Annotated in this window: 20 protein-coding genes; 16 read left to right on the forward strand and 4 right to left on the reverse strand. The window is 55.1% G+C overall.

Annotated features, from left to right (window positions below):
- Positions 1 to 12 precede the first annotated feature (12 nt).
- The 9 genes from rpsA to ACQG0S_RS07520 all read left to right on the forward strand — a co-directional run bounded on the left by rpsA (position 13) and on the right by ACQG0S_RS07520 (position 10,648).
- Complete coding sequence (rpsA, locus tag ACQG0S_RS07480; protein WP_003858235.1) at positions 13 to 1,686, forward strand: 30S ribosomal protein S1; 1,674 nt, start codon at positions 13 to 15, stop codon at positions 1,684 to 1,686.
- Between the two features lie 170 nt (positions 1,687 to 1,856).
- Entirely contained in the window at positions 1,857 to 2,144 is a 288-nt protein-coding gene (gene ihfB, locus ACQG0S_RS07485; RefSeq protein WP_003858233.1) for an integration host factor subunit beta, read from the forward strand.
- 212 nt (positions 2,145 to 2,356) lie between these two features.
- A complete protein-coding gene (locus ACQG0S_RS07490; protein ID WP_063137587.1) occupies positions 2,357 to 4,621 on the forward strand; it encodes a ComEC family protein in 2,265 nt (754 codons plus the stop codon).
- Positions 4,622 to 4,657: 36 nt separating this feature from the next.
- Positions 4,658 to 6,406 (forward strand): lipid A ABC transporter ATP-binding protein/permease MsbA, encoded by a 1,749-nt coding sequence (msbA, locus tag ACQG0S_RS07495; protein ID WP_003858227.1) that lies wholly within the window; start codon positions 4,658 to 4,660, stop codon positions 6,404 to 6,406.
- Entirely contained in the window at positions 6,403 to 7,380 is a 978-nt protein-coding gene (lpxK, locus tag ACQG0S_RS07500; RefSeq protein ID WP_048966412.1) for a tetraacyldisaccharide 4'-kinase, read from the forward strand. The genes msbA and lpxK overlap by 4 nt, the downstream gene beginning before the upstream one ends.
- Positions 7,381 to 7,423: 43 nt before the next feature.
- Positions 7,424 to 8,653: a winged helix-turn-helix domain-containing protein gene (locus ACQG0S_RS07505; RefSeq protein WP_048966411.1), complete on the forward strand. Its 1,230-nt coding sequence runs from the start codon at positions 7,424 to 7,426 to the stop codon at positions 8,651 to 8,653.
- Between the two features lie 45 nt (positions 8,654 to 8,698).
- Complete coding sequence (ycaR, locus tag ACQG0S_RS07510; RefSeq protein ID WP_003858220.1) at positions 8,699 to 8,881, forward strand: protein YcaR; 183 nt, start codon at positions 8,699 to 8,701, stop codon at positions 8,879 to 8,881.
- A complete protein-coding gene (gene kdsB, locus ACQG0S_RS07515; protein ID WP_023299728.1) occupies positions 8,878 to 9,624 on the forward strand; it encodes a 3-deoxy-manno-octulosonate cytidylyltransferase in 747 nt (248 codons plus the stop codon). The genes ycaR and kdsB overlap by 4 nt, the downstream gene beginning before the upstream one ends.
- Positions 9,625 to 9,754: 130 nt before the next feature.
- Entirely contained in the window at positions 9,755 to 10,648 is an 894-nt protein-coding gene (locus ACQG0S_RS07520) for a YcbJ family phosphotransferase (protein WP_023299729.1), read from the forward strand.
- On the opposite strand, the gene elyC is transcribed toward ACQG0S_RS07520, so the two are convergent.
- The gene (gene elyC, locus ACQG0S_RS07525; RefSeq protein ID WP_022647634.1) at positions 10,625 to 11,404 is read right to left on the reverse strand and encodes an envelope biogenesis factor ElyC; all 780 of its coding nucleotides are present in this window, start codon (positions 11,402 to 11,404) and stop codon (positions 10,625 to 10,627) included. The genes ACQG0S_RS07520 and elyC overlap by 24 nt on opposite strands.
- Before the next feature lie 120 nt (positions 11,405 to 11,524).
- On the opposite strand from elyC, the gene cmoM reads away from it, so the two are divergent.
- From cmoM to ACQG0S_RS07560, 7 genes are all read left to right on the forward strand, one after another.
- Entirely contained in the window at positions 11,525 to 12,304 is a 780-nt protein-coding gene (cmoM, locus tag ACQG0S_RS07530) for a tRNA uridine 5-oxyacetic acid(34) methyltransferase CmoM (protein ID WP_006809373.1), read from the forward strand.
- Between the two features lie 3 nt (positions 12,305 to 12,307).
- The gene (gene mukF / locus ACQG0S_RS07535; protein ID WP_022647635.1) at positions 12,308 to 13,630 is read left to right on the forward strand and encodes a chromosome partition protein MukF; all 1,323 of its coding nucleotides are present in this window, start codon (positions 12,308 to 12,310) and stop codon (positions 13,628 to 13,630) included.
- Positions 13,611 to 14,315, forward strand: coding sequence for a chromosome partition protein MukE (gene mukE, locus ACQG0S_RS07540; protein WP_003858208.1), 705 nt, complete (start codon positions 13,611 to 13,613; stop codon positions 14,313 to 14,315). Before mukF ends, mukE begins: the two co-directional genes overlap by 20 nt.
- A complete protein-coding gene (gene mukB / locus ACQG0S_RS07545) occupies positions 14,315 to 18,763 on the forward strand; it encodes a chromosome partition protein MukB (RefSeq protein ID WP_023299731.1) in 4,449 nt (1,482 codons plus the stop codon). Before mukE ends, mukB begins: the two co-directional genes overlap by 1 nt.
- A gap of 179 nt (positions 18,764 to 18,942) precedes the next feature.
- A complete protein-coding gene (gene ldtD / locus ACQG0S_RS07550; RefSeq protein WP_048965696.1) occupies positions 18,943 to 20,766 on the forward strand; it encodes a L,D-transpeptidase in 1,824 nt (607 codons plus the stop codon).
- A gap of 175 nt (positions 20,767 to 20,941) precedes the next feature.
- A complete protein-coding gene (locus tag ACQG0S_RS07555) occupies positions 20,942 to 21,493 on the forward strand; it encodes a YcbK family protein (RefSeq protein WP_003858202.1) in 552 nt (183 codons plus the stop codon).
- Between the two features lie 20 nt (positions 21,494 to 21,513).
- Positions 21,514 to 22,161 (forward strand): MBL fold metallo-hydrolase, encoded by a 648-nt coding sequence (locus ACQG0S_RS07560; protein WP_023299733.1) that lies wholly within the window; start codon positions 21,514 to 21,516, stop codon positions 22,159 to 22,161.
- 52 nt (positions 22,162 to 22,213) lie between these two features.
- Here the strand turns inward: ACQG0S_RS07560 and ACQG0S_RS07565 are convergent, their stop codons facing one another.
- The 3 genes from ACQG0S_RS07565 to asnS form a co-directional block, all read right to left on the reverse strand.
- Entirely contained in the window at positions 22,214 to 23,404 is a 1,191-nt protein-coding gene (locus ACQG0S_RS07565) for an amino acid aminotransferase (protein ID WP_048965695.1), read from the reverse strand.
- 184 nt (positions 23,405 to 23,588) lie between these two features.
- Complete coding sequence (ompF, locus tag ACQG0S_RS07570) at positions 23,589 to 24,647, reverse strand: porin OmpF (protein WP_022647640.1); 1,059 nt, start codon at positions 24,645 to 24,647, stop codon at positions 23,589 to 23,591.
- Between the two features lie 606 nt (positions 24,648 to 25,253).
- The gene (gene asnS / locus ACQG0S_RS07575; RefSeq protein WP_003858191.1) at positions 25,254 to 26,654 is read right to left on the reverse strand and encodes an asparagine--tRNA ligase; all 1,401 of its coding nucleotides are present in this window, start codon (positions 26,652 to 26,654) and stop codon (positions 25,254 to 25,256) included.
- Between the last annotated feature and the right edge of the window lie 10 nt (positions 26,655 to 26,664).

Raw genomic sequence — 26,664 nt, forward strand, 5'->3', positions numbered from 1 at the left:
TGAAGATTAAACATGACTGAATCTTTTGCTCAACTGTTTGAAGAATCCTTAAAAGAAATCGAAACCCGTCCGGGTTCCATCGTTCGCGGTGTTGTTGTTGCTATCGACAAAGACGTAGTACTGGTTGACGCCGGTCTGAAATCTGAGTCCGCCATCCCGGCTGAGCAGTTCAAAAACGCCCAGGGCGAGCTGGAAATCCAGGTAGGTGACGAAGTTGACGTTGCTCTGGACGCAGTAGAAGACGGCTTCGGCGAAACCCTGCTGTCTCGTGAGAAAGCTAAACGTCACGAAGCATGGATCACGCTGGAAAAAGCTTACGAAGAAGCTGAAACTGTGGTCGGTGTTATCAACGGCAAAGTTAAAGGTGGCTTCACTGTTGAGCTGAATGGTATTCGTGCGTTCCTGCCAGGTTCTCTGGTAGACGTTCGTCCAGTCCGTGACACCCTGCACCTCGAAGGCAAAGAGCTTGAGTTCAAAGTAATCAAGCTGGACCAGAAGCGTAACAACGTTGTTGTTTCCCGTCGTGCCGTTATCGAATCCGAAAACAGCGCAGAACGCGATCAGCTGCTGGAAAACCTGCAGGAAGGCATGGAAGTCAAAGGTATCGTTAAGAACCTCACTGACTACGGCGCATTCGTTGACCTGGGCGGCGTTGATGGCCTGCTGCACATCACCGACATGGCGTGGAAACGCGTTAAGCACCCAAGCGAAATCGTGAACGTGGGCGACGAAATCACTGTTAAAGTGCTGAAGTTCGACCGCGAGCGTACTCGTGTATCCCTCGGCCTGAAACAGCTGGGCGAAGATCCATGGGTAGCTATCGCTAAGCGTTACCCAGAAGGTACTAAACTGACTGGTCGCGTTACCAACCTGACCGACTACGGCTGCTTCGTTGAAATCGAAGAAGGCGTTGAAGGCCTGGTGCACGTTTCCGAAATGGACTGGACCAACAAAAACATCCACCCATCCAAAGTTGTTAACGTTGGTGATGTAGTGGAAGTGATGGTTCTGGATATCGACGAAGAACGTCGTCGTATCTCCCTGGGCCTGAAGCAGTGCAAAAACAACCCATGGCAGCAGTTCGCGGAAACCCACAACAAGGGCGACCGTGTTGAAGGTAAAATCAAGTCTATCACTGACTTCGGTATCTTCATCGGCCTGGACGGCGGCATCGATGGCCTGGTTCACCTGTCTGACATCTCCTGGAACGTTGCAGGCGAAGAAGCAGTTCGTGAATACAAAAAAGGCGACGAAATCGCAGCAGTTGTTCTGCAGGTTGACGCAGAGCGTGAACGTATCTCCCTGGGCGTTAAACAGCTCGCAGAAGATCCGTTCAACAACTGGGTTGCACTGAACAAGAAAGGCGCAATCGTAAACGGTAAAGTGACTGCTGTTGACGCTAAAGGCGCAACCGTAGAACTGGCTGACGGCGTTGAAGGTTACCTGCGCGCTTCCGAAGCTTCACGTGACCGCGTTGAAGATGCAACTCTGGTTCTGAGCGTTGGTGACGACGTTGAAGCTAAGTTCACCGGTGTTGACCGTAAGAACCGTGCAATCAGCCTGTCTGTTCGTGCTAAAGACGAAGCTGATGAGAAAGATGCAATCGCAACTGTGAACAAACAGGAAGATGCAAACTTCTCTAACAACGCAATGGCTGAAGCTTTCAAAGCAGCTAAAGGCGAGTAAGTTCAGGTTCGCACCATCATTTGAGCTGTAACGCATTTACAGCGCGAAGGATGGAGAGCAGACTTGACAGATTGCAGGATTCGTCCTGTAATCAATAACAAAGGGCGGCTACGGCCGCCCTTGTTTAATAAGCTGTTCAGCTAATGGGTTTGAAAGGAACCGGAGGAATCATGACCAAGTCAGAATTGATTGAAAGACTTGCCAGTCAGCAACCGCATATCCCTGCCAAGGCTGTGGAAGATGCCGTTAAAGAGATGCTGGAGCATATGGCTACCACTCTTGCCCAGGGCGAGCGCATTGAAATCCGCGGTTTCGGTAGTTTTTCCCTGCACTATCGTGCACCACGTACCGGGCGTAACCCGAAGACTGGCGATAAAGTGGAGCTGGAAGGAAAGTATGTTCCGCACTTTAAGCCGGGTAAAGAACTGCGCGATCGCGCCAATATTTACGGTAACTGAGTTTAATCATCAGGGTTAAACTGAGTTTAAAGAAAGCACCTTAGGGTGCTTTTTTTGTATCCCGCCCCTGCATTTCTGAATACGCGCCGCATTCTCATTTTCTCCTTGCTGTAAACGCTTAAAAACGTTGCAGCGCCCGCTGTAAATCACGCTTTTTCTGTCTGACGACGCAACAGTCCCGCCGCATAATCGCCTGAAACATGGAGGTGAAGATGGGGATCCACGTTATCAGTATGTGCGCCATTCTGGCCATAATCCCGCTCTATTGGTTACCCGTTTTGCCAGACTTGCATATTGTCTGGTTGCTGATTGCCGCAGGAATTGCGTTATCCGTACAGCAGAGAAAATGGCTCAGGTTTTCAGGCCTCGCATTGCTTTTTATGTGCTGGGGGATCCTGGCCGCTCAGGAAAGCGTGTGGCCGATGAACCATTTAACGAAAGCCCCGCAGCAGGCCGAGGTGGTCATTACCGCAACGGACGGCGCAACGATGCATCAGGGAAGGATTATCAGCCTCAATGGAGAACGTGTGTGGGCTGCCATGGGCGTGTCACTCTACGGCAACTACCTGCCTCAAAATGTCTGCGTGGGTCAACGCTGGGCAATGACCCTGCGGCTCAGGGCGGTACACGGAGAACTCAACGATGGCGGCTATGATTCGCAGAAAAACGCCTTTGCCCGACACCAGACGCTGAGCGGACGGTTTACCCATGCGGAGATTGTCGACGCACGCTGTAGCCTGCGTTCGCAATACCTGACATCACTACAGAATACGCTTTCAGCATATCAGTGGGGGCCCGTGATCCTGGGGCTGGGGATGGGGGAGCGGTTGTCGGTCTCGCGGGAGATAAAAAACCTGATGCGTGAGACCGGAACGATGCATCTGATGGCAATCTCGGGATTGCATATTGCGCTGGCCGCTTCTGCTGTCTGGCTACTGGCTCGGGGCATCCAATTTTTCCTGCCGGGCCGCTGGATTATCTGGCAAGTGCCTTTACTGGCAGGTCTGCATTTTGCCGCGTTTTACGCATGGCTAACGGGCTTGCAGCCGCCTGCGCTGCGTACGGTTATGGCGCTTGTGGTGCTGGCCGCATTAAAAATGGGCGGTCGTCAGTGGTCGCCCTGGCAGGTATGGCTTACCTGCGTGGCGGCGATCCTGTTTTTCGATCCGCTGGCGGTACTGTCACAAAGCCTGGCGTTATCCGCGGTTGCGGTCGCCGCGCTTATTTTTTGGTATCAGTGGTTGCCTCTCCCGCACTGGCAACGTGGCCGGTGCCTGCGGCCGCTGGTTACGCTGTTGTATTTGCAGGTTGGAATGCTGCTGCTTCTGTTGCCGCTTCAGGTACTGATTTTCCATGGTTTCAGTCTCTCCTCGCTGGTGGCGAATCTGTTTGCTGTTCCTCTGGTAACGTTTATCTCAGTTCCACTGATCCTGCTCGGCATGTTTCTGCATCTGTTTCCGGTGGCGACGCTGGAAAGTATCGTCTGGCTGGCTGCCGATAAGTCTCTGGCAGGACTTTTCTGGCTATTGATGCGTTTACCGAATGGCTGGCAGGACGTGGATGAACGCTGGCAATACCTGACGTTACTGCCGTGGCTGCTGATCATTGGCTGGCGATTCAGGGCCTTCAGCGCAGTACCCGCAGTCTGTCTGGCAGGCAGCGTGGTGATGGCATTTCCCCTCTGGCACAGGATTAAAACTGACAGCTGGTCCCTGCATATGCTGGATGTAGGGCAAGGGCTGGCGATGGTCATTGAGCGTCACGGGAAGGCCATTCTGTATGACACCGGGCTGGCATGGCCCGGTGGGGACAGCGCGCAGCAGCTGATTATCCCCTGGCTACGCTGGCATCATCTGAGGCCGGAAGGGGTGATCCTGAGCCATGAACATCTCGACCACGCGGGGGGACTGGCATCGCTAAAAGCTGCCTGGCCTGCAATGTGGATCAGAAGCCCCTTAGCCTGGGCCGGACATCTTCCATGCTTTCGTGGACAGCGATGGCAGTGGCATGGGTTAACGTTCTCCGTGCATTGGCCACCCGAAAACACCCCGGCGAAAGGTAACAACCGCTCCTGTGTGGTAAAAATCGATGACGGCGAACAGAGCGTTTTACTGACCGGAGATATTGAAGCGCAGGCAGAACTGGCAATGTTGAGCCACCGCTGGCGTCAACTTGCGGCTACACTGATTCAGGTGCCGCACCATGGGAGTAACACGTCATCTTCAACACCGCTGCTACAGCGCGTGGAGGGGCAGGTTTCGCTGGCCTCGATGGCCCGCTATAACGCGTGGCGTTTCCCTTCCATCAAAGTAGTCAGGCGCTATCGAACTGAGGGATATCTCTGGCTTGATACCCCGCAGTCCGGACAGATAACTGTGACGTTTTCGCACCAAAGTCGGCAAATTCGCCGCTTACGTGAACACTATTTACCGCGTTGGTATCATCAGTGGTTTGGCGCGCCCGTAGATAACGGGTAGAATATGCGGCTATTTCAACAAATGCTGGTTTTTTGAATGCATAACGACAAAGATCTCTCCACGTGGCAAACGTTCCGCCGGCTCTGGCCGATGATTGCACCTTTCAAAGCAGGCTTGATCGTGGCGGGCGTAGCGTTAATCCTCAACGCAGCCAGCGATACGTTTATGTTATCGCTTCTCAAACCGTTACTGGATGACGGTTTTGGTAAAACGGATCGTTCAGTGCTGCTATGGATGCCGCTGGTGGTTATTGGGCTGATGATCTTACGCGGAATCTCCAGCTATGTATCCAGCTACTGCATCTCCTGGGTATCCGGTAAAGTGGTGATGACCATGCGCCGTCGGTTATTCAGCCACATGATGGGGATGCCAGTCTCATTCTTTGACAAACAGTCAACCGGTACCCTGCTGTCGCGTATTACCTACGATTCAGAGCAGGTGGCGTCGTCCTCTTCCAGCGCACTGATTACCGTTGTGCGTGAAGGCGCATCCATCATCGGTCTTTTTGCGATGATGTTCTATTACAGCTGGCAACTGTCGCTGATCCTTATTGTGCTGGCGCCGATTGTCTCCATCGCGATCCGCGTGGTATCAAAGCGTTTTCGTAACATCAGTAAAAATATGCAGAATACGATGGGGCAGGTGACTACCAGCGCCGAGCAGATGCTGAAAGGCCATAAGGAAGTGTTGATCTTCGGCGGTCAGGAAGTCGAAACCAAACGCTTTGACAAGGTCAGCAACAGAATGCGCCTGCAAGGGATGAAAATGGTATCGGCCTCGTCGATTTCCGATCCGATCATTCAGCTGATTGCCTCTTTGGCCCTGGCCTTCGTCCTGTATGCAGCAAGCTTCCCGAGCGTCATGGAAACCCTGACTGCGGGTACCATTACCGTGGTGTTCTCATCCATGATTGCGCTGATGCGTCCGCTGAAATCGCTGACTAACGTCAACGCCCAGTTCCAGCGCGGGATGGCAGCCTGTCAGACGCTGTTCAGCATCCTCGATTCCGAACAGGAAAAAGATGAAGGTACACGCGTGATCGAGCGCGCTAAAGGTGACCTGGAATTCCGCAACGTGACCTTTACCTATCCAGGCCGTGAAGTGCCGGCGCTGCGTGATATCAGCCTGTCCATCCCGGCGGGTAAAACCGTTGCACTGGTCGGTCGTTCCGGTTCGGGCAAGTCGACTATTGCCAGCCTGATTACCCGTTTCTACGATATCGACCAGGGCGAAATCCTGCTTGATGGTCACGACCTGCGGGAATATACCCTACAGTCGTTGCGTAACCAGGTCGCGCTGGTTTCGCAGAACGTGCATCTGTTCAACGATACGGTGGCGAACAACATTGCGTATGCCCGTACCGAAGAGTACAGCCGTGAAGAGATCGAGAATGCGGCGCGTATGGCCTATGCGATGGACTTCATTAACAAAATGGATAACGGTCTGGATACGATCATTGGCGAAAACGGGGTGCTGCTCTCCGGTGGTCAGCGTCAACGTATCGCGATTGCCCGAGCGCTGCTGCGCAACAGCCCGATTCTGATCCTCGATGAAGCAACGTCCGCACTGGATACGGAATCTGAACGCGCTATCCAGTCGGCTCTGGATGAATTACAGAAAAACCGTACCTCGCTGGTTATCGCGCACCGTCTGTCGACCATCGAACAGGCTGACGAAATCGTGGTGGTGGAAGACGGCGTTATCGTTGAACGCGGCAGCCATGCGGACCTGCTGGAACAACGTGGTGTATACGCGCAGCTTCATAAAATGCAGTTCGGTCAATGATTGCACGCATCTGGTCGGGTGAATCCCCTCTGTGGGTGCTGCTTCTCCCGCTCTCCTGGCTGTATGGCCTGGTGAGCGGTGCTATTCGTCTGCTTTATCGCCTCGGTATCAAGCGCGCCTGGCGCGCACCGGTACCGGTAGTGGTGGTCGGCAACCTGACGGCGGGGGGAAACGGCAAAACGCCGGTGGTGATCTGGCTGGTAGAACAGCTCCAGAAGCGCAGTATCCGCCCGGGAGTTGTCTCACGCGGTTACGGTGGTAAAGCGGCGCAGTATCCACTGGTGCTGAGCCCAGCTACGACAACCGCTGAAGCCGGTGATGAGCCGGTACTGATTTACCAACGTACTGGCGCGCCGGTTGCGGTATCGCCGGTGCGCAGTGATGCCGTAAAGGCACTGCTTGCAGAGCATGACGTACAAATCATAATTACCGATGATGGTTTGCAGCATTACGCGCTAGCGCGTGACAAAGAGATCGTGGTTATTGACGGCGTGCGGCGTTTTGGCAACGGCTGGTGGCTTCCAGCCGGTCCAATGCGTGAGCGTGCGTCGCGCCTGAAGAGCGTCGATGCCGTGATTGTAAACGGTGGTGAAGCCAGAGCGGGTGAGATCCCGATGCATCTTCGTCCCGGAAAGGCAGTGAATATGCTGACCGGCGAGCGTAAAGACGTCGCGTTACTGGATCATCTGATTGCGATGGCCGGGATTGGTCATCCGCCGCGTTTCTTCGCGACGCTGGAGCAGTGCGGCGCGCGGCTGGAGAAACGGGTACCGCTGGCCGATCACCAGGCGCTGGTTGCCGAAGAGATTGAGAGGCTGGCCGCACCGGGCCAGACGCTGATCATGACGGAAAAAGACGCGGTAAAATGCCGGGCCTTTGCGAAAGAAAACTGGTGGTATCTGCCGGTTGATGCTGAACTCAGCGGCGAACAGCCGGAACATTTGCTCAAGGAACTGCTCGCGTTAGTGCAGTAACTTCTACGCGGTTCCGGTGGCGCTTTGACTGACAGGAAAACGCATGTCTCTACCGCAACTCTCACTTGCAGCCGCACGAAACCTGCATCTTGCCGCCCAGGGGCTTCTGAAAAAGTCCCGCCGCCGCGCACAGCCAGCGGATATCCTCTCTACCGTGCAACGCATGTCGTTGCTGCAAATCGACACCATTAACATCGTGGCGCGTAGCCCGTATCTGGTCCTGTTTAGCCGCCTGGGAAACTATCCTCCGCAGTGGCTGGATAATGCGCTAAGTCAGGGCGAACTGATGGAATACTGGGCGCATGAAGCCTGTTTTCTCCCGCGCAGCGATTTTGCACTGGTGCGTCACCGCATGCTCGCCCCGGACAAAATGGGCTGGAAATACCGTCAGGAGTGGATGGTGGAACACGCGGATGAAATAGAACAACTGATTGCCCATATTCAGGAAAACGGTCCGGTACGCTCCGCGGATTTTGAACACCCGCGAAAAGGCGCAAGCGGATGGTGGGAGTGGAAACCGCACAAACGCCATCTTGAAGGGCTGTTTACGTCGGGCAAAGTGATGGTGGTCGAGCGCCGCAACTTTCAGCGCGTTTATGACCTCACGCACCGCGTTATGCCTCACTGGGACGATACGCGTGACCTGCTGTCTCAGGACGCAGCCGAAGCCATCATGCTCGGGAACAGCGCCCGCAGCCTGGGCATATTCCGCCCACAGTGGCTGGCGGATTATTATCGCCTGCGTCAGCCGCAGCTAAAACCGCTGCTGGAAACGTGGCAGCGTGAACAGCGCGTGATGCCGGTCTCGGTTGAGTCGTTAGGTGAAATGTGGCTGCATGCGGATTTGTTCCCTCTGCTGGCGCAGGCGCAAGAGGGCAAACTCCAGGCGACCCACAGTGCCGTGCTCTCGCCATTCGACCCCGTAGTCTGGGACAGAAAGCGGGCCGAACAGCTGTTTGATTTCAGCTACCGTCTGGAATGCTACACCCCGGCGCAAAAGCGTCAGTACGGTTATTTTGTTTTGCCGTTGCTTCATAAAGGGCAGCTTGTCGGGCGCATGGACGCTAAAATGCACCGTAAAACCGGCACGCTTGAAATTATCGCGCTCTGGCTGCAAGAGGGCATAAAAGTCACGGCTGGCCTGGAAAAAGGGCTAACGTCTGCGCTCAGTGAATTTGCGCGCTGGCAGGGGGCGTATGAAATTGTACTCGGTCGCGTGCCTGCGGGGCTGTTTACGACCTGTCGAGGTGGCTGGGAAACAGGCACTCCCTGAAAAAAGAATGTGGTAAGCTTTAGCAATTACCCATACGGAGGAACTATGGATCACCGTTTACTTGAAATTATTGCCTGCCCGGTGTGCAACGGCAAACTGTATTACAGCCAGGATAAACAAGAGCTGATTTGCAAACTGGACAGCCTGGCGTTCCCGCTGCGTGACGGTATTCCGGTCCTGCTGGAAAATGAAGCCCGTTCCCTGGTGGCAGAAGAGATCAAACCATGAGTTTTGTTGTCATTATCCCTGCGCGTTATGCTTCAACGCGCCTGCCAGGTAAACCGCTGGTGGATATCAACGGTAAACCGATGATTGTGCATGTCCTTGAACGGGCACGCGAATCGGGCGCCGGACGCGTCATCGTCGCCACCGATCACCCGGATGTCGCGCGAGCGGTTGAGGCCGCGGGTGGGGAAGTGTGCATGACCCGTGCCGACCACCAGTCAGGCACCGAGCGCCTGGCGGAAGTCGTCGAAAAATGCGGTTTCAGTGACGAGACGGTGATTGTGAACGTGCAGGGCGATGAGCCGATGATCCCGGCGGCTATTATCCGTCAGGTGGCCGACAACCTGGCCCAGCGTAAGGTTGGCATGGCGACCCTCGCGGTGCCGATTCACCACGCTGAAGAGGCGTTCAATCCGAATGCGGTGAAAGTGGTCATGGACGCAGAGGGCTACGCGCTCTATTTCTCCCGCGCCACCATTCCGTGGGATCGCGATCGTTTCGCGCAATCGAAAGAGACGATCGGCGAAACCTTCCTGCGCCACATCGGTATTTACGGCTACCGCGCCGGCTTTATTCGTCGCTATGTCGCCTGGGCACCAAGCCCGCTTGAGCATATCGAAATGCTCGAACAGCTTCGCGTGCTGTGGTACGGCGAGAAAATTCACGTTGCGGTTGCCCAGGAAGTCCCTGGCACCGGCGTGGATACGCCTGAAGATCTCGATCGCGTACGCGTCGAATTGCGTTAATTCGCTGCCATCCCCTCGTTCTGGGGGGATGTTCTCTTCCTTTTCTTTTTCATTATTGATCTCGACCGGGTGACATCCGGGGTTCGCGCGCTCATTATAAAAGCAGTAGTCTTAATGGGGGTAATCTCATATGGAACAGCTGCGTGCTGAACTCAGCCATCTCCTTGGCGAACAGCTAAGCCGGGTGGAATGCGTGAATGAAAAGGCCGATACCGCACTCTGGTCGTTGTACGACAGTCAGGGAAACCCCATGCCGCTGATGGCCAGAAGTTTTACCTCGCCGGGCGTCGCCAGACAGCTGGCCTGGAAAATGTCGATGCTGGCGCGGGAAGGGACAGTCCGTATGCCGACGGTCTACGGCGTGATGACCCATGAGGAGCATCCCGGCCCGGATGTTTTGCTTATCGAACGTTTACGCGGGGTTTCTGTTGAAGCCCCGACGCGTACACCGGAGCGCTGGGAACAGCTGAAAGATCAAATTGTCGAGGCTCTGCTTGCCTGGCATCGGCAGGACAGCCGGGGTCTTGTTGGCGCAGTAGACAGCACCCAAGAAAACCTGTGGCCGCTGTGGTATCGCCAGCGTGTTGAAGTGCTGTGGGGCACGCTGAACCAGTTCAACAACACCGGTTTAACGATGCAGGACAAACGTATTTTATTCCGCACCCGGGAGTGTCTGCCGACGCTGTTTGAGGGTTTTAACGACAACTGCGTGCTGGTTCACGGCAACTTCACGCTGCGCAGTATGCTTAAAGACTCGCGCAGCGATCAGCTTCTGGCAATGGTCGGGCCGGGGATCATGCTCTGGGCGCCGCGCGAGTACGAACTGTTCAGGCTGAGCGAGGGCGGGGCGGCGGAAGATTTGCTCTGGCACTATCTTCAGCGCGCCCCCGTTGCGGAGGCCTTTCTCTGGCGACGCTGGCTCTATCTTCTCTGGGATGAGGTAGCGCAACTGGTCAACACCGGGCGCTTTAATCGGGCCAGTTTCGATCTGGCCGCAAAATCACTCCTGCCCTGGCTTGCCTGACGAACCCTTAAGCCACTGCCACAGGCGGCCAAGCGTCTCGTAACCGACGCGGTCGCTGTGCATCAGCCATACTGGGGACGGGATTATCCGTTCCCACGGGTTGAGCGGGGCGTCAATGGCCAGCTGGTTTGCCGGAGCAGGAAGCGGATGCAGGCCCTGATTCTCAAAGAAAATCATTGCGCGCGGCAGGTGTGAAGCAGAGGTCACCAGCAGGAACGGCACATCACCGATGGCTTGTTTCACCGCAGCAGCTTCTTCTTCGGTATCTTTTGGGCTATCCAGCGTGATGATGGCGGAACGTGGTACGCCAAGCGATTCAGCCACTCTTGCCCCTGCTTCAGCGGTACTTACCGGGTTGGTTTTTGCCGCAGCGCCCGTGAAGATCATCTTCGATCCCGGATTGGCCAGCCACAGGCGGATCCCCTCGTTCAGGCGCGGCAGGCTGTTGTTGATCAGGTTCGAGCTGGGCGCCCAGTTCGGATCCCAGGTATACCCGCCGCCCAGCACCACGATATAGCCCACCTTCTGTTTTCCCTGCCATGTAGGGTAGGTGTTTTCAATCGGGCGTAACAAACCGTCAGCGACCGGTTGCAGGCTGAGTAACAGCAGCGCCAGCCAGCCCACGGTGACGAGGGATTTACCGCTTTTCTGAAAGCGGCTAAACCATATCAATGCCAGCCCCAGCGCGATGAGAAGCAACAGCAGGGGAAGGGGAAGCATCATGCCTCCGATATATTTTTTTAGGGTAAAAAGCATCCTTTTTGGTTCCTTTTTTAACCATACAGCAGGCGATTGCCCGTGATATTACACCAGAGTGGTTCATTCTCCGCGCGGGTGTGACAAAATAGCGGTTTTGCAGTGAGTGGAACCCTCCCAATGCGGGATCGCAATTTTGATGACATCGCGGAAAAGTTTTCGCGCAACATTTATGGCACCACCAAAGGTCAGCTTCGTCAGACGATCCTCTGGCAGGATCTGGATAAGCTGCTGGCTGAATTTGGTGACCGACCGTTGCGCGTACTGGATGCCGGCGGTGGGGAAGGGCAGACTGCAATTCTGATGGCGCAGCGGGGACATCACGTCACGCTTTGCGATCTTTCTGCCGAGATGGTTGCGCGCGCCGGGCGAGCGGCAGAAGAGAAAGGTGTGAGCGACAACATGCATTTTATACATTGCGCCGCTCAGGACATTCCGCAGCATTTGGAAACGCAGGTTGATCTGATATTGTTTCATGCTGTGCTCGAATGGGTCGCCGAACCACAAGCGATGTTAAAAACGCTGTGGTCGATGTTGCGCCCGGGCGGTGCGTTATCGCTGATGTTTTACAATGCCAACGGCCTGCTGATGCGAAACGTGTTGGTCGGCAATTTTGGCTATGTACAGCAGGGCATGTATAAAAAGAAACGACGCACGCTTTCACCGGATTTCCCCCGTGAACCGCAGCAGGTCTATGGCTGGCTGGAGGAGATCGGTTGGGAAATTACCGGCAAAACTGGCGTGAGGGTGTTTCATGATTATCTGCGTGATAAACAAAAACAGGATGACTGTTTAGACGCCTTAACAGAAATAGAGACGCGGTACTGCCGCCAGGAGCCTTATCTGAGCCTTGGCCGCTATATCCACGTCACCGCGCGCAAGCCGCAGATGCAAGGATAATCTATGAGTGAATTTTCCCAGACAGTCCCCGAACTGGTTGCCTGGGCCAGGAAAAACGATTTCTCCATCTCGCTGCCGGTAGACAGACTCTCATTCCTGCTGGCGGTTGCGACGCTAAACGGCGAACGCCTGGATGGCGAAATGAGTGAAGGCGAACTGGTGGATGCGTTCCGCCACGTCAGTGATGCGTTTGAGCAAACCAGCGAAACCATTAGCGTGCGTGCCAACAACGCAATCAATGATATGGTGCGTCAACGTCTGCTGAACCGCTTTACCAGCGAGCAGGCGGAAGGAAACGCCATCTATCGTCTTACGCCACTGGGCATTGGCATTACCGACTATTACATCCGCCAGCGCGAATTTTCCACGCTGCGTCTCTCCATGCAGCTCTCCATTGTTGCAGGCGAGCTGAAGCGTGCCGCCGACGCGGCTGATGAAAACGGTGACGAATTCCACTGGCATCGCAACGTTTACGCGCCGCTAAAATACTCGGTCGCCGAGATTTTCGACAGTATCGATCTGACTCAACGTCTGATGGACGAACAGCAGCAGCAGGTCAAAGACGATATCGCTCAACTGCTGAATAAAGACTGGCGTGCGGCCATCTCCAGCTGTGAACTTTTGCTGTCAGAAACGTCCGGTACGCTACGTGAGTTGCAGGATACGCTGGAGGCGGCTGGGGATAAGCTACAGGCCAACCTGCTGCGCATCCAGGACGCGACGATGGCGCACGACGATCTGCATTTTATCGACCGTCTGGTGTTTGATTTGCAGAGTAAGCTTGACCGCATTATCAGCTGGGGCCAGCAGTCGATCGACCTGTGGATCGGTTACGACCGCCACGTGCATAAATTTATCCGTACCGCCATTGATATGGATAAGAACCGCGTCTTTGCTCAGCGTCTGCGCCAGTCGGTACAGACCTACTTTGATGCGCCGTGGGCGCTGACCTACGCCAACGCCGATCGTCTTCTGGATATGCGCGACGAAGAGATGGCGCTGCGTGATGAAGAGGTTACCGGGGAACTGCCGCCGGATCTGGAATACGAAGAATTTAACGAAATTCGCGAGCAGCTTGCGGCGATGATCGAAGAACAGCTCGCTGTCTATAAAGCCAGACAAGCACCGCTGGATCTTGGCCTCGTGGTACGCGACTATCTGGCGCAGTATCCGCGAGCGCGCCACTTCGATGTAGCCCGCATTGTTGTAGACCAGGCGGTGCGCCTGGGCATCGCACAAGCCGATTTCACCGGACTGCCGCCGAAGTGGCAGCCGATTAACGATTACGGAGCCAAGGTACAGGCGCATGTCATTGACAAATATTGAACAAGTGATGCCAGTTAAGCTGGCACAGGCGCTGGCGAATCCGTTGTTTCCGGCGCTGGACAGCCAACTGCGTGCCGGTCGTCACATTGGCCTTGACGAGCTGGATAATCACGCCTTTTTGATGGACTTTCAGGAGTATCTGGAAGAGTTTTACGCTCGCTATAACGTTGAGCTGATCCGCGCGCCGGAAGGGTTTTTCTACCTGCGTCCGCGCTCTACTACGCTTATTCCGCGCTCGGTGCTTTCCGAACTGGATATGATGGTCGGCAAAATTCTCTGCTACCTCTACCTCAGCCCGGAACGTCTGGCGAATGAAGGGATCTTCACCCAGCAGGAGCTTTACGATGAGCTGCTGTCGCTGGCGGATGAAAGCAAGCTGCTCAAGCTGGTAAATAATCGCTCGACGGGGTCCGATCTGGACCGTCAGAAATTACAGGAAAAAGTTCGCTCTTCCCTGAACCGTCTGCGCCGTCTGGGAATGGTCTGGTTCATGGGTCACGACAGCAGCAAGTTCCGCATTACCGAATCGGTCTTCCGCTTTGGTGCCGACGTGCGTGCGGGTGACGATGCGCGTGAAGCACAGCTGCGCATGATCCGTGACGGTGAAGCGATGCCGGTGGAAAACCATTTGCAGCTCAATGACGAGCACGAAGAGAATCAGCCGGATAGCGGGGAGGAAGAGTAATGATTGAACGCGGTAAATTTCGCTCACTAACGCTGATTAACTGGAACGGCTTCTTTGCCCGAACCTTCGATCTGGATGAGCTGGTGACAACGCTCTCCGGCGGTAACGGGGCAGGTAAATCCACCACCATGGCGGCCTTCGTGACGGCGCTGATCCCTGACCTGACCCTGCTGCACTTCCGTAACACCACTGAAGCGGGTGCAACGAGCGGCTCCCGAGATAAAGGGCTGCACGGTAAGCTGAAAGCGGGCGTCTGTTATTCGGTGCTGGACGTGATCAACTCCCGTCATCAGCGCGTGGTTGTAGGCGTGCGCCTGCAGCAGGTTGCCGGCCGCGACCGTAAAGTAGATATCAAACCGTTTGCGATCCAGGGGCTGCCAACCTCCGTGCAGCCGACCGCGCTGCTGACGGAAACCCTGAATGAACGTCAGGCGCGCGTTCTGACGCTCCAGGAGCTGAAAGACAAGCTGGAAGCCATCGAAGGCGTGCAGTTTAAGCAGTTTAACTCCATTACCGACTACCACTCTCTGATGTTCGATCTCGGCGTGGTGGCCCGTCGTCTGCGCAGCGCGTCAGATCGTAGTAAATACTACCGTCTGATTGAAGCCTCCCTGTACGGCGGTATCTCAAGCGCCATTACCCGCTCCCTGCGCGACTACCTGCTGCCGGAAAACAGCGGCGTGCGTAAGGCCTTCCAGGATATGGAAGCCGCGCTGCGTGAAAACCGCATGACGCTGGAAGCGATTCGCGTTACGCAATCTGACCGCGATCTGTTTAAGCACCTGATCAGCGAAGCCACCAACTACGTGGCGGCAGACTATATGCGTCACGCCAACGAGCGCCGTATTCATCTCGATCAGGCGCTGGAATACCGCCGCGAGCTGTTTACCTCCCGCAAACAGCTGGTCGCCGAGCAGTATAAGCATGTCGAAATGGCGCGCGAACTGGGCGAGCACAACGGTGCCGAAGGGGATCTGGAAGCCGATTACCAGGCGGCCAGCGATCATCTGAACCTGGTGCAAACCGCGCTGCGTCAGCAGGAAAAAATCGAGCGTTATGAAGCCGATCTCGATGAGCTGCAAATTCGTCTTGAAGAGCAAAATGAAGTGGTGGCAGAAGCCGCCGATTTGCAGGAAGAGAACGAAGCCCGCGCGGAAGCCGCCGAGCTGGAAGTGGATGAGCTGAAAAGCCAGCTCGCAGACTACCAGCAGGCGCTGGACGTGCAGCAGACCCGCGCGATCCAATACAACCAGGCGCTGCAGGCGTTGCAGCGTGCCAAAGAGCTGTGCCACCTGCCGGACCTGACCCCTGAAAGCGCTGACGAATGGCTGGATACCTTCCAGGCCAAAGAGCAGGAAGCCACTGAGAAACTGCTTTCTCTCGATCAGAAAATGAGCGTGGCGCAAACGGCACACAGCCAGTTTGAGCAGGCGTACCAGCTGGTGGTGGCGATCAACGGTCCGCTGGCGCGTAACGAAGCATGGGACGTTGCCCGTGAGCTACTGCGCGACGGCGTTAATCAGCGCCATCTGGCCGAGCAGGTGCAGCCGCTGCGCATGCGCCTGAACGAGCTGGAACAGCGTCTGCGTGAACAGCAGGAAGCTGAGCGTCTGCTGGCGGAATTTTGCAAACGTCAGGGTAAAAATTACGATTTCGACGAGCTTGAGGCTCTGCATCAGGAGCTGGAAGCGCGTATTGCGGCCCTGTCCGATACCGTATCGAACGCCAGCGAACAGCGCATGACGCTGCGTCAGGAGCTGGAACAGCTTCAGTCCCGTTCGAAGACTCTCTTACAGCGTGCGCCGATCTGGCTGGCCGCACAAAGCAGCCTGAACCAGCTCAGCGAGCAGTGTGGTCAGGAGTTTGCCTCCAGCCAGGACGTCACCGAATACATGCAACAGCTGCTGGAGCGCGAACGCGAAGCGATTGTTGAGCGTGACGAAGTGGGCGCGCGCAAGCGTGACGTCGATGAAGAAATCGAGCGTTTAAGCCAGCCTGGCGGCTCAGAAGATCCGCGCCTGAATGCGTTAGCTGAGCGTTTCGGCGGCGTGCTGCTGTCTGAAATTTACGACGACGTCGGCCTGGACGATGCGCCGTACTTCTCCGCGCTGTACGGTCCGTCCCGTAACGCGATTGTGGTGCCGGATCTGTCGCTGATTTCTGACCAGCTTGCAGGGCTGGAAGACTGCCCGGAAGATCTCTACCTCATCGAAGGGGATCCGCAGTCGTTTGATGACAGCGTATTCAGCGTCGACGAGCTGGAAAAAGCGGTGGTGGTGAAAATCGCCGATCGCCAGTGGCGCTATTCGCGCTTCCCGGAACTGCCGCTGTTTGGCCGCGCCGCGCGTGAAAACCGTATTGAAAGCCTGCACGCCGAGCGTGAAACGCTTTCAGAGCGTTTTGCGACCCTGTCGTTTGACGTGCAGAAAACCCAGCGTCTGCATCAGGCGTTCAGCCGCTTTATCGGCAGCCATCTGGGCGTTGCCTTCCAGCCCGATCCGGAAGCCGAAATTCGTAAGCTCAACACCCGCCGCGGTGAGCTGGAGCGTGCGCTTGCCAGCCATGAAAATGACAACCAGCAAAGCCGCGTGCAGTTTGAGCAGGCGAAAGAAGGCGTTGCGGCCCTTAACCGCATCCTGCCGCGCCTGAACCTGCTGGCGGACGATACGCTCGCCGACCGCGTGGATGAGATTCAGGAACGTCTGGACGAAGCGCAGGAAGCGGCGCGCTTTGTGCAGCAACACGGCAATCAGCTGGCAAAACTGGAGCCGATGGTTTCCGTTCTCCAGAGCGACCCGGAACAGTTTGAGCAGTTAAAAGAAGATTACGCCTGGTCACAGCAGGTGCAGCGCGAAGCGCGTCAGCAGGCGTTTGCCCTCACGGAAGTGGTGCAACGTCGCGCACACTTCGGCTACTCCGATTCAGCAGAAATGCTGAGCGGGAACAGCGATCTGAATGAAAAGCTGCGCCAGCGTCTTGAGCAGGCCGAAGCGGAACGAACGCGCGCCCGTGAAGCGATGCGTACTCACGCTGCACAGCTGAGCCAGTACAGCCAGGTCATGGCGTCGCTGAAAAGCTCCTTCGACACCAAGAAAGAGCTGTTAAATGACCTGCATAAAGAGTTGCAGGACATTGGCGTGCGCGCCGACAGCGGCGCAGAAGAGCGGGCGCGTATTCGCCGCGATGAGCTGCATGCTCAGCTCAGCAACAACCGTGCGCGTCGTAATCAGCTCGAAAAAGCGCTGACCTTCTGTGAGGCGGAGATGGACAACCTGACGCGTCGTCTGCGCAAGCTGGAGCGCGACTATTTTGAGATGCGTGAACAGGTTGTGACCGCGAAGGCGGGCTGGTGCGCGGTGATGCGCATGGTGAAAGACAACAACGTGGAGCGTCGTCTGCACCGTCGCGAGCTGGCGTACCTGTCAGCCGATGAACTGCGCTCTATGTCGGATAAGGCGCTGGGTGCGCTGCGTCTGGCCGTGGCGGACAATGAACACCTGCGCGACGTGCTGCGCATGTCCGAAGATCCGAAGCGTCCTGAGCGCAAAATTCAGTTCTTCGTGGCGGTTTATCAGCACTTACGCGAGCGTATTCGTCAGGACATCATCCGTACCGACGATCCGGTTGAAGCGATCGAACAGATGGAGATCGAGCTGGGCCGTCTGACGGAGGAGCTGACCTCCCGCGAGCAGAAGCTGGCAATCAGCTCCCGCAGCGTGGCGAATATTATTCGTAAAACCATTCAGCGCGAGCAGAACCGTATCCGTCAGCTGAACCAGGGCCTGCAAAGCGTGTCGTTTGGTCAGGTCAACAGCGTGCGGCTGAACGTGAACGTGCGTGAGGCGCACTCCACGCTGCTTGACGTGTTGTCTGAACAGCATGAGCAGCATCAGGATCTGTTCAACAGTAACCGCCTGACCTTCTCCGAAGCGCTGGCGAAGCTGTATCAGCGTCTGAATCCGCAGATTGACATGGGCCAGCGTACGCCGCAAACCATCGGCGAGGAGTTGCTGGACTACCGCAACTATCTGGAAATGGAAGTTGAGGTTAACCGTGGCTCAGACGGCTGGCTGCGCGCGGAATCCGGTGCGCTCTCTACCGGTGAAGCCATCGGTACCGGTATGTCGATTCTGGTGATGGTGGTGCAGAGCTGGGAAGATGAAGCGCGTCGTCTGCGTGGCAAGGACATCTCTCCATGCCGTCTGCTGTTCCTCGATGAAGCCGCGCGTCTCGACGCCCGCTCCATCGCCACGCTGTTTGAGCTTTGCGAGCGACTCGATATGCAGCTCATCATCGCGGCGCCGGAAAACATCAGTCCGGAAAAAGGGACAACCTATAAGCTGGTGCGTAAAGTGTTCCAGAACAGTGAACATGTACACGTCGTAGGTTTGCGTGGCTTTGCGCCGCAGCCTCCGGAGTCTTTACCGGGCACGGCTGACGCCTCTTAACCCCGGGTATGATAAAAGGCGGCGCTCAGGCGTCGCTTTTTTTATTCACTTAACTTGTGTTCAGGGCTGCGTTATCTTTAAACTTCTTTACATAAGGTAAGGCAGCAGCGTGTAAGCCTTTCTATACTGAAGGAAAGCTCCATAATACTGGGCATGTCGTGAAAAACAGGGGGCAAGGGATGTTGCTTAAGAAAGATCGTGGTCGTCAGCTGTCTGCGCTGAGTTTGTGCCTGACAGTGATGTTTGCTCCACTGTTTACCGCTCAGGCCGATGAGCCTGAAATTGTACCGACTGACAGCTCCGCGACGATGGGCGCGCAGCCGACGTCGCTGTCACAACCGCTGGATCAGTCTCCGGCGACGGCCATCATGGCCGGCATTAAACCGCTGCCGGAAGGCATCGATACTGAATCATTACGCCAGCAGCTTATGACCGGGCTGCCCTCGGGCTATACCCCCGCTTATATTAACCAGCTCACGCTGCTTTACGCTGCGCGCGATATGAAACCGATGTGGGAAAATCGCGAGGCGGTACGTGCCTTCCAGCAGCAACTGGCTGAAGTGGCGATTGCAGGTTTTCAGCCACAGTTCACGACCTGGGTTGAACTCCTGACCGACCCTGCCGTAACCGGACAGGCGCGTGACGTGGTGCTGTCTGATGCCATGATGGGCTACTTGCAGTTTGTGGCAGGGATTTCGGTGAACGGCAACCGCTGGTTATACAGCAGTAAACCGTACAAGCTGGCGACGCCCGCGCTGTCCGTCATTAATCAGTGGCAGCTGTCGCTGGACAACGGTGAACTGCCGCGCTTTATCGCAAGCCTTGCGCCCGCCCACCCGCAGTATGCCACGATGCATCAGTCGCTTCTTGAGCTGGTCGCGGATTCCCGCCCGTGGCCTCAGTTGCGTGGAACAGCAACGCTGCGTCCGGGACAATGGAGCAGCGATGTGCCTGCGATTCGCGAAATTATGAAACGGTCTGGCATGCTTGACAGCGGCCCTAAAATTGCGCTGCCCGGCGACGAGACGCAAAACGCAGTCGTCAGCCCGTCGGCGCCGGTAAAAGAGAAAACCGCCGTTGCGCTGAGCAATAAGCCCGCCGCTTACGATCGCGAACTGGTCGCGGCAGTGAAGCAGTTCCAGGCCGCGCAGGGGCTGGGCGCCGACGGCGTGATTGGTCCATCGACTCGCGACTGGCTGAACGTCTCTCCGTCCCAGCGGGCAGGGGTGCTGGCGTTGAATATCCAGCGCTTGCGCTTGCTGCCGGGCACGTTATCCACCGGCATTATGGTCAACATTCCGGCGTACTCCCTGGTCTACTATCAGGACGGTAGCGAAGTGCTGGCGTCCCGCGTGATTGTGGGTCGACCTGACCGCAAAACGCCGATGATGAGCAGCGCGCTGAATAACGTGGTGGTTAACCCGCCGTGGAACGTGCCGCCGACGCTGGCGCGCAAAGATATCCTGCCTAAGGTCTGGAATGACCCGGGATATCTGGAGCGACATAACTATACGGTGATGCGTGGCTGGAACAGCAAAGAAGCGATTGACCCCTGGATGGTCGACTGGTCAACGATTACGCCTTCGAACCTGCCGTTCCGTTTCCAGCAGGCACCGGGTGCGCATAACTCGCTCGGACGTTACAAATTCAATATGCCAAGTTCGGACGCAATCTATCTGCATGATACCCCGAACCATAATCTGTTCCAGAAAGACGCACGCGCGCTCAGTTCTGGCTGCGTTCGCGTGAATAAGGCCTCGGAGCTGGCGAATATGCTGTTGCAGGATGCAGGCTGGAACGATACGCGGATATCAGATGCCCTGAAGCAGGGGGATACGCGTTACGTCAATATCCGCCACAATATTCCGGTCAATCTTTACTATCTGACGGCGTTTGTGGGCGCGGACGGACGTACCCAGTATCGTACAGATATTTACAATTATGATCTGACAGCGCGATCCGGCGCACAAATCTTGCCAAAAGCGGAACAATTAATCAGGTAAATGAAGTAGTTCGGTAAAAATGATTGTCGTAAGTTATGGTGAATATGAGGCGATCTGGCTGCAAGCCGCGTATACACTGGGATTGGGCGCCTTGACGTAGCAGGCTTTGCCAGTTATGGTGCCCTTCGTGCGCTAAGCATATTGACAATTTCTTTTACCTGTAGACCTGATTATCATGGACAAATTTGACGCTAATCGCCGCAAATTGCTGGCGCTAGGTGGCGTTGCGCTGGGCGCAGCAGCCATCCTTCCGACGCCAGCATTTGCCACCCTCTCGACACCTCGTCCGCGTATTTTAACGCTCAACAATCTGCATACTGGTGAGACGCTTAAAGCGGAATTTTTCGATGGCAGAGGCTATATTCAGGATGAATTAGCACGACTCAACCATTTTTTCCGTGATTTCCGCGCGAACAAAATCAAAGCCATCGACCCTGGATTATTCGATCAGCTTTACCGCTTGCAGGGACTGCTGGGGACCAAAAGGCCGGTGCAACTCATTTCTGGCTATCGCTCTCTGGATACCAACAATGAACTGCGCGCCCACAGCCGTGGGGTAGCGAAAAAAAGCTATCACACCAAAGGGCAGGCGATGGATTTCCATATTGAAGGCGTTTCGTTAGCCAATATTCGCAAAGCGGCGTTATCTATGCGCGCAGGTGGTGTAGGATACTACCCACGTAGCAACTTTGTGCATATTGATACCGGGCCGGTTCGGCACTGGTAATAACGAAACACAGGAGCAGTATGAACTATCGTATTATTCCGGTTACCGCGTTCTCACAGAACTGTTCATTGATCTGGTGTGAACAAACTAAACTGGCCGCGCTTGTTGATCCCGGTGGCGACGCTGAGACAATCAAGCAGGAAGTCGCTGCCAGCGGTGTAACGCTGATGCAGATTTTACTGACTCATGGCCATCTTGACCATGTGGGTGCAGCGGCTGAACTGGCTGAACACTACGGTGTGCCGATTATCGGCCCGGAAAAAGAAGATGAGTTCTGGCTTCAGGGGCTGCCTGCCCAAAGCCGCATGTTTGGTCTGGATGACTGTCAGCCACTGACACCGGACCGCTGGCTGAACGAAGGCGATCGCGTTAACGTAGGGAATGTAACTTTACAGGTGTTGCATTGCCCCGGGCATACGCCCGGCCATATTGTCTTCTTTGATGACGTGTCACGCCTGCTGATTTCCGGTGACGTGATTTTCAAAGGGGGCGTAGGACGCAGCGATTTCCCACGCGGCGATCACGGTCAGCTGATTCAGTCGATTAAGCAGAAGTTATTACCGTTAGGTGATGATGTGACGTTTATCCCTGGACACGGACCAATGTCAACGCTGGGCGATGAGCGGTTGCATAACCCGTTCCTTCAGGATGAAATGCCTGTCTGGTAAACTCTTACAATAAAAAAGCCTGCGCGATGCAGGCTTTTTTTATGGGTGCAGGTTACAGCACCGCGACAATGGCTTCGCACAGTGGCGCCATGTTGTCAGGCGTCATACCTGCAACGTTCACGCGGCCAGAGGCAACGGCATAGACGCCAAACTCTTCACGCAGGCGCAGCACCTGCTCTTTGGTCAGGCCGCTGAAGGAGAACATGCCGTTCTGCTTGATGATGAAGCTGAAGTCACGGTCGGCGCCTTTCTCAGCCAGCGTGTTCACAAACAGCAGACGCATGCGTTGAATGCGCTGACGCATATCGTTCAGCTCTTGTTCCCAGATTGCGCGCAGCGCATCGTTGCTCAGGATCGTCGCAACTACAGACGCACCGTGTGCCGGTGGGTTGGAGTAGTTAGCGCGGATCACGGACTTCATCTGGCTGAATGCGCGATCGACAGTTTGATCGTCAGCGGCCACCAGCGTACAGGCGCCGACACGCTCGTTATACAGACCAAAGTTCTTGGAATAGGAGCTTGCGACAATCAGCTCCTGATGGACGGCGGCGAATGCGCGCAGACCTTCAGCATCTTCTTCCAGACCACGGGCAAAGCCCTGGTAAGCGAAGTCGAACAGCGGCAGCCAGCCTTTTTCAACGGACAGCTTAGCCAGCTGTTCCCACTGTGCAAGCGTAGGATCGATACCAGTTGGGTTATGGCAGCAGCCATGGAACAGCACCACATCGCCCGCCTGGGCTTCGCTCAGGCTGGCCAGCAAACCATCGAAGTCCAGCGCATGGTTTGCCGCGTCATAGTAGGCGTATTCACGGACTTCCAGACCCGCAGAATTAAACACGCTCTTGTGGTTCGGCCAGCTTGGATTGCTTACCCAGACACGCTTCACAGAGGTGTTTTTCGCCAGGAAATCTGCCGCCACGCGCAGTGCGCCGGTACCGCCTGGGGTCTGCGCCGTGCGGGCGCGTTTTTCGCTCACAATGGTGCTGCCTTTGCCGAACAGCAGCTCCTGGGTGCAGCGACCAAATTCAGGGATACCATCAATACCGAGGTAGTTTTTGGTGGTTTCGTTTTCCAGCAGATACTGCTCAGCTTTTTTGACGCTGGTCAGTACCGGAGTTTTGCCGGTTTCATCTTTATATACACCAATACCCAGGTTGATTTTGCCAGGGCGGTCGTCGGCACGAAACAGATCGGCCAGGCCCAGAATTGGGTCGGCAGGAGCGGCAGTAATGTTCTCAAACATGACGAAGTTCCATTGTGATTACAGAAGTGAAATCCGCTATCAGGTTAACGGTAGATTTACAAAATGCCAACCGTTTGCGACGAAAAGCGTGCGGCTTTTCAAAAGTCGCTATTATTTTCTCTCGGGAATAAAAAAACAGGGCCGAAGCCCTGTTCATTAAGCATATAGCAACGAGGTGTGCTGATTAGAACTGGTAAACCAGACCCAGAGCCACGATGTCGTCGTTGTTGATGCCCAGCTTGTTGTCGTCTTTCAGCTGGTTGATCTGATAGTCAACATAGGTAGACATGTTTTTGTTGAAGTAGTAGGTCGCACCGATATCAACGTAGTTGATGTAGTCTTCGTCACCGATACCTTCTACGTCTTTCGCTTTAGATTTGTAGTAAGCGATGGACGGACGCAGGCCGAAATCGAACTGGTACTGAGCGACAACAGAGAAGTCCTGAGACTTGTTAGCGAAACCACGGCTGCCCAGGCGCGCTGCGTTACGCATTTCGCCATAAATGGCTGCCAGGTAGATGTTGTTCGCGTCGTATTTCAGGCCGGTTGCCCACTGTTCAGCTTTGTCGCCTTCACCCCATTCCAGAGTCTGCTGGTTGTTGGTACGGTCAGCGGCGCCATAAGCACCGACAATGCCGAAGCCTTCGTAGTCATAGCTCAGAGAGGTCGCCCAGCCGTCGCCGTTGGAACGTACCGCGTCATCACGTTCATTTTTGCCCAGGTACTGAACACCAAAGTTCAGACCGTCAACCAGGCCGAAGAAGTTGCTGTTACGGTAAGTCGCCAGACCACCCGTACGGCCTGCGAAGAAGTTATCGCTCGCGCCGGTGTCGCCGCCGAACTCAGGCAGCATATCGGTGATGCCGATTGCGTCATAGACCAGACCGTAGTTACGACCGTAGTCGAAGGAGCCTGCGTCACCAAATTTCAGACCTGCGAATGCCAGACGGGTTTTGTTGCCGTTCTGCGCATCGCCGCCTTCAGAGTTGTTACCCTGGAAATTGTATTCCCACTGACCGTAGCCAGTCAGCTGATCGTTGATCTGAGTTTCACCTTTGAAGCCCAGACGCGCGTAAGTGTTGTCGCCATCGTTGCCCGCGTAATCAGAGAAGTAATGCAGGCCAACTGCTTTCCCGTAAAGATCTAATTTGTTGCCGTCTTTGTTATAGATTTCAGCAGCGTTTGCTGCACCGGCTACCAGCAGGGCAGGGACTACCACTGCCAGGATATTGCGCTTCATCATTATTTATTACCCTCATTGGTTTTTTTATGACACTCGCCACTGCCGTCAATAAATTCTGTCAATAAATATTTCCGGAACTATTGATGAGAGTTAGGTGTCTTTATGTGTCTGACAGGCATCTTTCCATTCATAGAACCGTTTCGCTACACTGAAAGTGCTACAATCTTCAAGATTCAGTTACCAAAAGAAAATATGTGTAACTAAATATGTATTTTTGGGAACTTTGTGAAGCACCTCAAACTTCAGCGCGTTCTGGTGAATTAAACCTCCCCTTTATTCTTATATATATGATTTCCTTATGTTTAATTTAGCTAAAGGCCTTTCGTATAAACAGAAGTTAAACGGCTCATTTTTTCTTATAATCGACAAAAGCCATCCAGATGGCTGTGAAAGTGGTTGTTTTTTGTGCTATTGCGTAAGGATTGTATTAAGCGCAATAAGAATAGGGTTGTTTTTTTGTCTAAGGATATTTCGTGGAAACAAAACGTAACAGGTAGAGGGAATTGCGGGGTTGTGGTTTATAGACGCTTACTTTTGACTGACGAAAACTGACATTGCAGGATAAAATAATGGCCAGCATTTGCTGGCCATTAATGATTTGGTCGGTTAGAAACTTGCGTTACGCGGTGTGCGTGGGAACGGAATCACATCACGTACGTTCTGAACACCTGTTACGTAAGCAATCAGACGTTCGAAGCCCAGGCCAAAGCCAGAGTGCGGAACGGTGCCGTAGCGACGGAGATCGCGATACCAGCTGTAGTCCGCCGGGTTCAGGCCCATCTCCTGCATACGCGCGTCCAGTACATCCAGGCGCTCTTCACGCTGGGAGCCACCGATGATCTCACCGATGCCCGGCGCCAGAACATCCATCGCGGCAACGGTTTTACCATCTTCGTTAAGGCGCATATAGAACGCCTTAATGTCTTTCGGATAGTTTTTCACCACAACCGGTGCTTTGAAGTGCTTCTCTGCCAGATAACGTTCATGCTCGGAGGAGAGATCCACGCCCCAGTAAACCGGGTTTTCGAATTTCTCACCGCATTTTTCCAGGATAGCGACCGCGTCGGTGTAATCCACCTGCGCGAAGTCTGCGGAGACGAAGCGTTCAAGACGGGCGATGGCGTCGTTATCGACACGCTCAGCGAAGAATTTCATGTCGTCTGCGCGTTCTTCGAGAACGGCTTTGAACACGTATTTCAGCATCGCTTCTGCCAGGCCAGCCACGTCATTCAGATCGGCAAAGGCGACTTCCGGCTCCAGCATCCAGAATTCCGCCAGGTGACGGCTGGTGTTAGAGTTTTCCGCACGGAAGGTTGGGCCGAAGGTGTAGATCTTAGACAGCGCACAGGCGTAGGTTTCGCCGTTGAGCTGGCCGGAAACCGTCAGGAAGGCTTCTTTACCAAAGAAGTCTTTGTCGTAATCGACTTTTCCTTCCGGCGTACGTGGCAGGTTTTCCATATCCAGCGTTGAAACGCGGAACATTTCACCTGCGCCTTCGGTATCGGATGCCGTGATCAGCGGAGTAGACACCCAGAAGTAACCCTGCTCGTCAAAGAATCGATGCAGCGCCTGCGCCAGCGTATGACGCACGCGCGCCACTGCACCAATAAGGTTGGTGCGCGGACGCAGGTGCGCAACTTCACGCAGATATTCGATGCTGTGACGCTTTGCAGCCATCGGATAGGTGTCCGGATCTTCAACCCAGCCGGTCACTTCCACCGAGGTCGCCTGAATTTCGTAGCTCTGACCCTGGCCCGGAGAGGCCACCACAACACCGGTGACGATCACGGAACAGCCGGTTGTCAGGTGCAGAACGTCATCATTGTAATTGGGCAGAGAATTATTAATGACGGCCTGTACAGGATCAAAGCAGGAACCGTCATAGACGGCGAGGAAGGAGATGCCAGCTTTAGAATCTCGGCGAGTACGCACCCATCCGCGCACGGTGACCTCCTGGTCAACGGCGACACGGCCCTGGAGTACGTCGGCTACAGGCACAACGCTCATAATATTCTCT

This window comes from Enterobacter cloacae complex sp. 418I7, assembly GCF_050030705.1.
In the GTDB taxonomy this organism is placed as follows: Bacteria; Pseudomonadota; Gammaproteobacteria; order Enterobacterales; family Enterobacteriaceae; genus Enterobacter; species Enterobacter intestinihominis.

What these genes read in the sequence shown, in the direction of transcription:
- rpsA (WP_003858235.1), top strand. Translation starts at nt 13, where the DNA reads ATGACTGAATCTTTTGCTCAACTGTTTGAAGAATCCTTAAAAGAAATC.
- ihfB (WP_003858233.1), top strand. Translation starts at nt 1,857, where the DNA reads ATGACCAAGTCAGAATTGATTGAAAGACTTGCCAGTCAGCAACCGCAT.
- ACQG0S_RS07490 (WP_063137587.1), top strand. Translation starts at nt 2,357, where the DNA reads ATGGGGATCCACGTTATCAGTATGTGCGCCATTCTGGCCATAATCCCG.
- msbA (WP_003858227.1), top strand. Translation starts at nt 4,658, where the DNA reads ATGCATAACGACAAAGATCTCTCCACGTGGCAAACGTTCCGCCGGCTC.
- lpxK (WP_048966412.1), top strand. Translation starts at nt 6,403, where the DNA reads ATGATTGCACGCATCTGGTCGGGTGAATCCCCTCTGTGGGTGCTGCTT.
- ACQG0S_RS07505 (WP_048966411.1), top strand. Translation starts at nt 7,424, where the DNA reads ATGTCTCTACCGCAACTCTCACTTGCAGCCGCACGAAACCTGCATCTT.
- ycaR (WP_003858220.1), top strand. Translation starts at nt 8,699, where the DNA reads ATGGATCACCGTTTACTTGAAATTATTGCCTGCCCGGTGTGCAACGGC.
- kdsB (WP_023299728.1), top strand. Translation starts at nt 8,878, where the DNA reads ATGAGTTTTGTTGTCATTATCCCTGCGCGTTATGCTTCAACGCGCCTG.
- ACQG0S_RS07520 (WP_023299729.1), top strand. Translation starts at nt 9,755, where the DNA reads ATGGAACAGCTGCGTGCTGAACTCAGCCATCTCCTTGGCGAACAGCTA.
- elyC (WP_022647634.1), bottom strand. Translation starts at nt 11,404, where the DNA reads ATGCTTTTTACCCTAAAAAAATATATCGGAGGCATGATGCTTCCCCTT.
- cmoM (WP_006809373.1), top strand. Translation starts at nt 11,525, where the DNA reads ATGCGGGATCGCAATTTTGATGACATCGCGGAAAAGTTTTCGCGCAAC.
- mukF (WP_022647635.1), top strand. Translation starts at nt 12,308, where the DNA reads ATGAGTGAATTTTCCCAGACAGTCCCCGAACTGGTTGCCTGGGCCAGG.
- mukE (WP_003858208.1), top strand. Translation starts at nt 13,611, where the DNA reads ATGTCATTGACAAATATTGAACAAGTGATGCCAGTTAAGCTGGCACAG.
- mukB (WP_023299731.1), top strand. Translation starts at nt 14,315, where the DNA reads ATGATTGAACGCGGTAAATTTCGCTCACTAACGCTGATTAACTGGAAC.
- ldtD (WP_048965696.1), top strand. Translation starts at nt 18,943, where the DNA reads ATGTTGCTTAAGAAAGATCGTGGTCGTCAGCTGTCTGCGCTGAGTTTG.
- ACQG0S_RS07555 (WP_003858202.1), top strand. Translation starts at nt 20,942, where the DNA reads ATGGACAAATTTGACGCTAATCGCCGCAAATTGCTGGCGCTAGGTGGC.
- ACQG0S_RS07560 (WP_023299733.1), top strand. Translation starts at nt 21,514, where the DNA reads ATGAACTATCGTATTATTCCGGTTACCGCGTTCTCACAGAACTGTTCA.
- ACQG0S_RS07565 (WP_048965695.1), bottom strand. Translation starts at nt 23,404, where the DNA reads ATGTTTGAGAACATTACTGCCGCTCCTGCCGACCCAATTCTGGGCCTG.
- ompF (WP_022647640.1), bottom strand. Translation starts at nt 24,647, where the DNA reads ATGATGAAGCGCAATATCCTGGCAGTGGTAGTCCCTGCCCTGCTGGTA.
- asnS (WP_003858191.1), bottom strand. Translation starts at nt 26,654, where the DNA reads ATGAGCGTTGTGCCTGTAGCCGACGTACTCCAGGGCCGTGTCGCCGTT.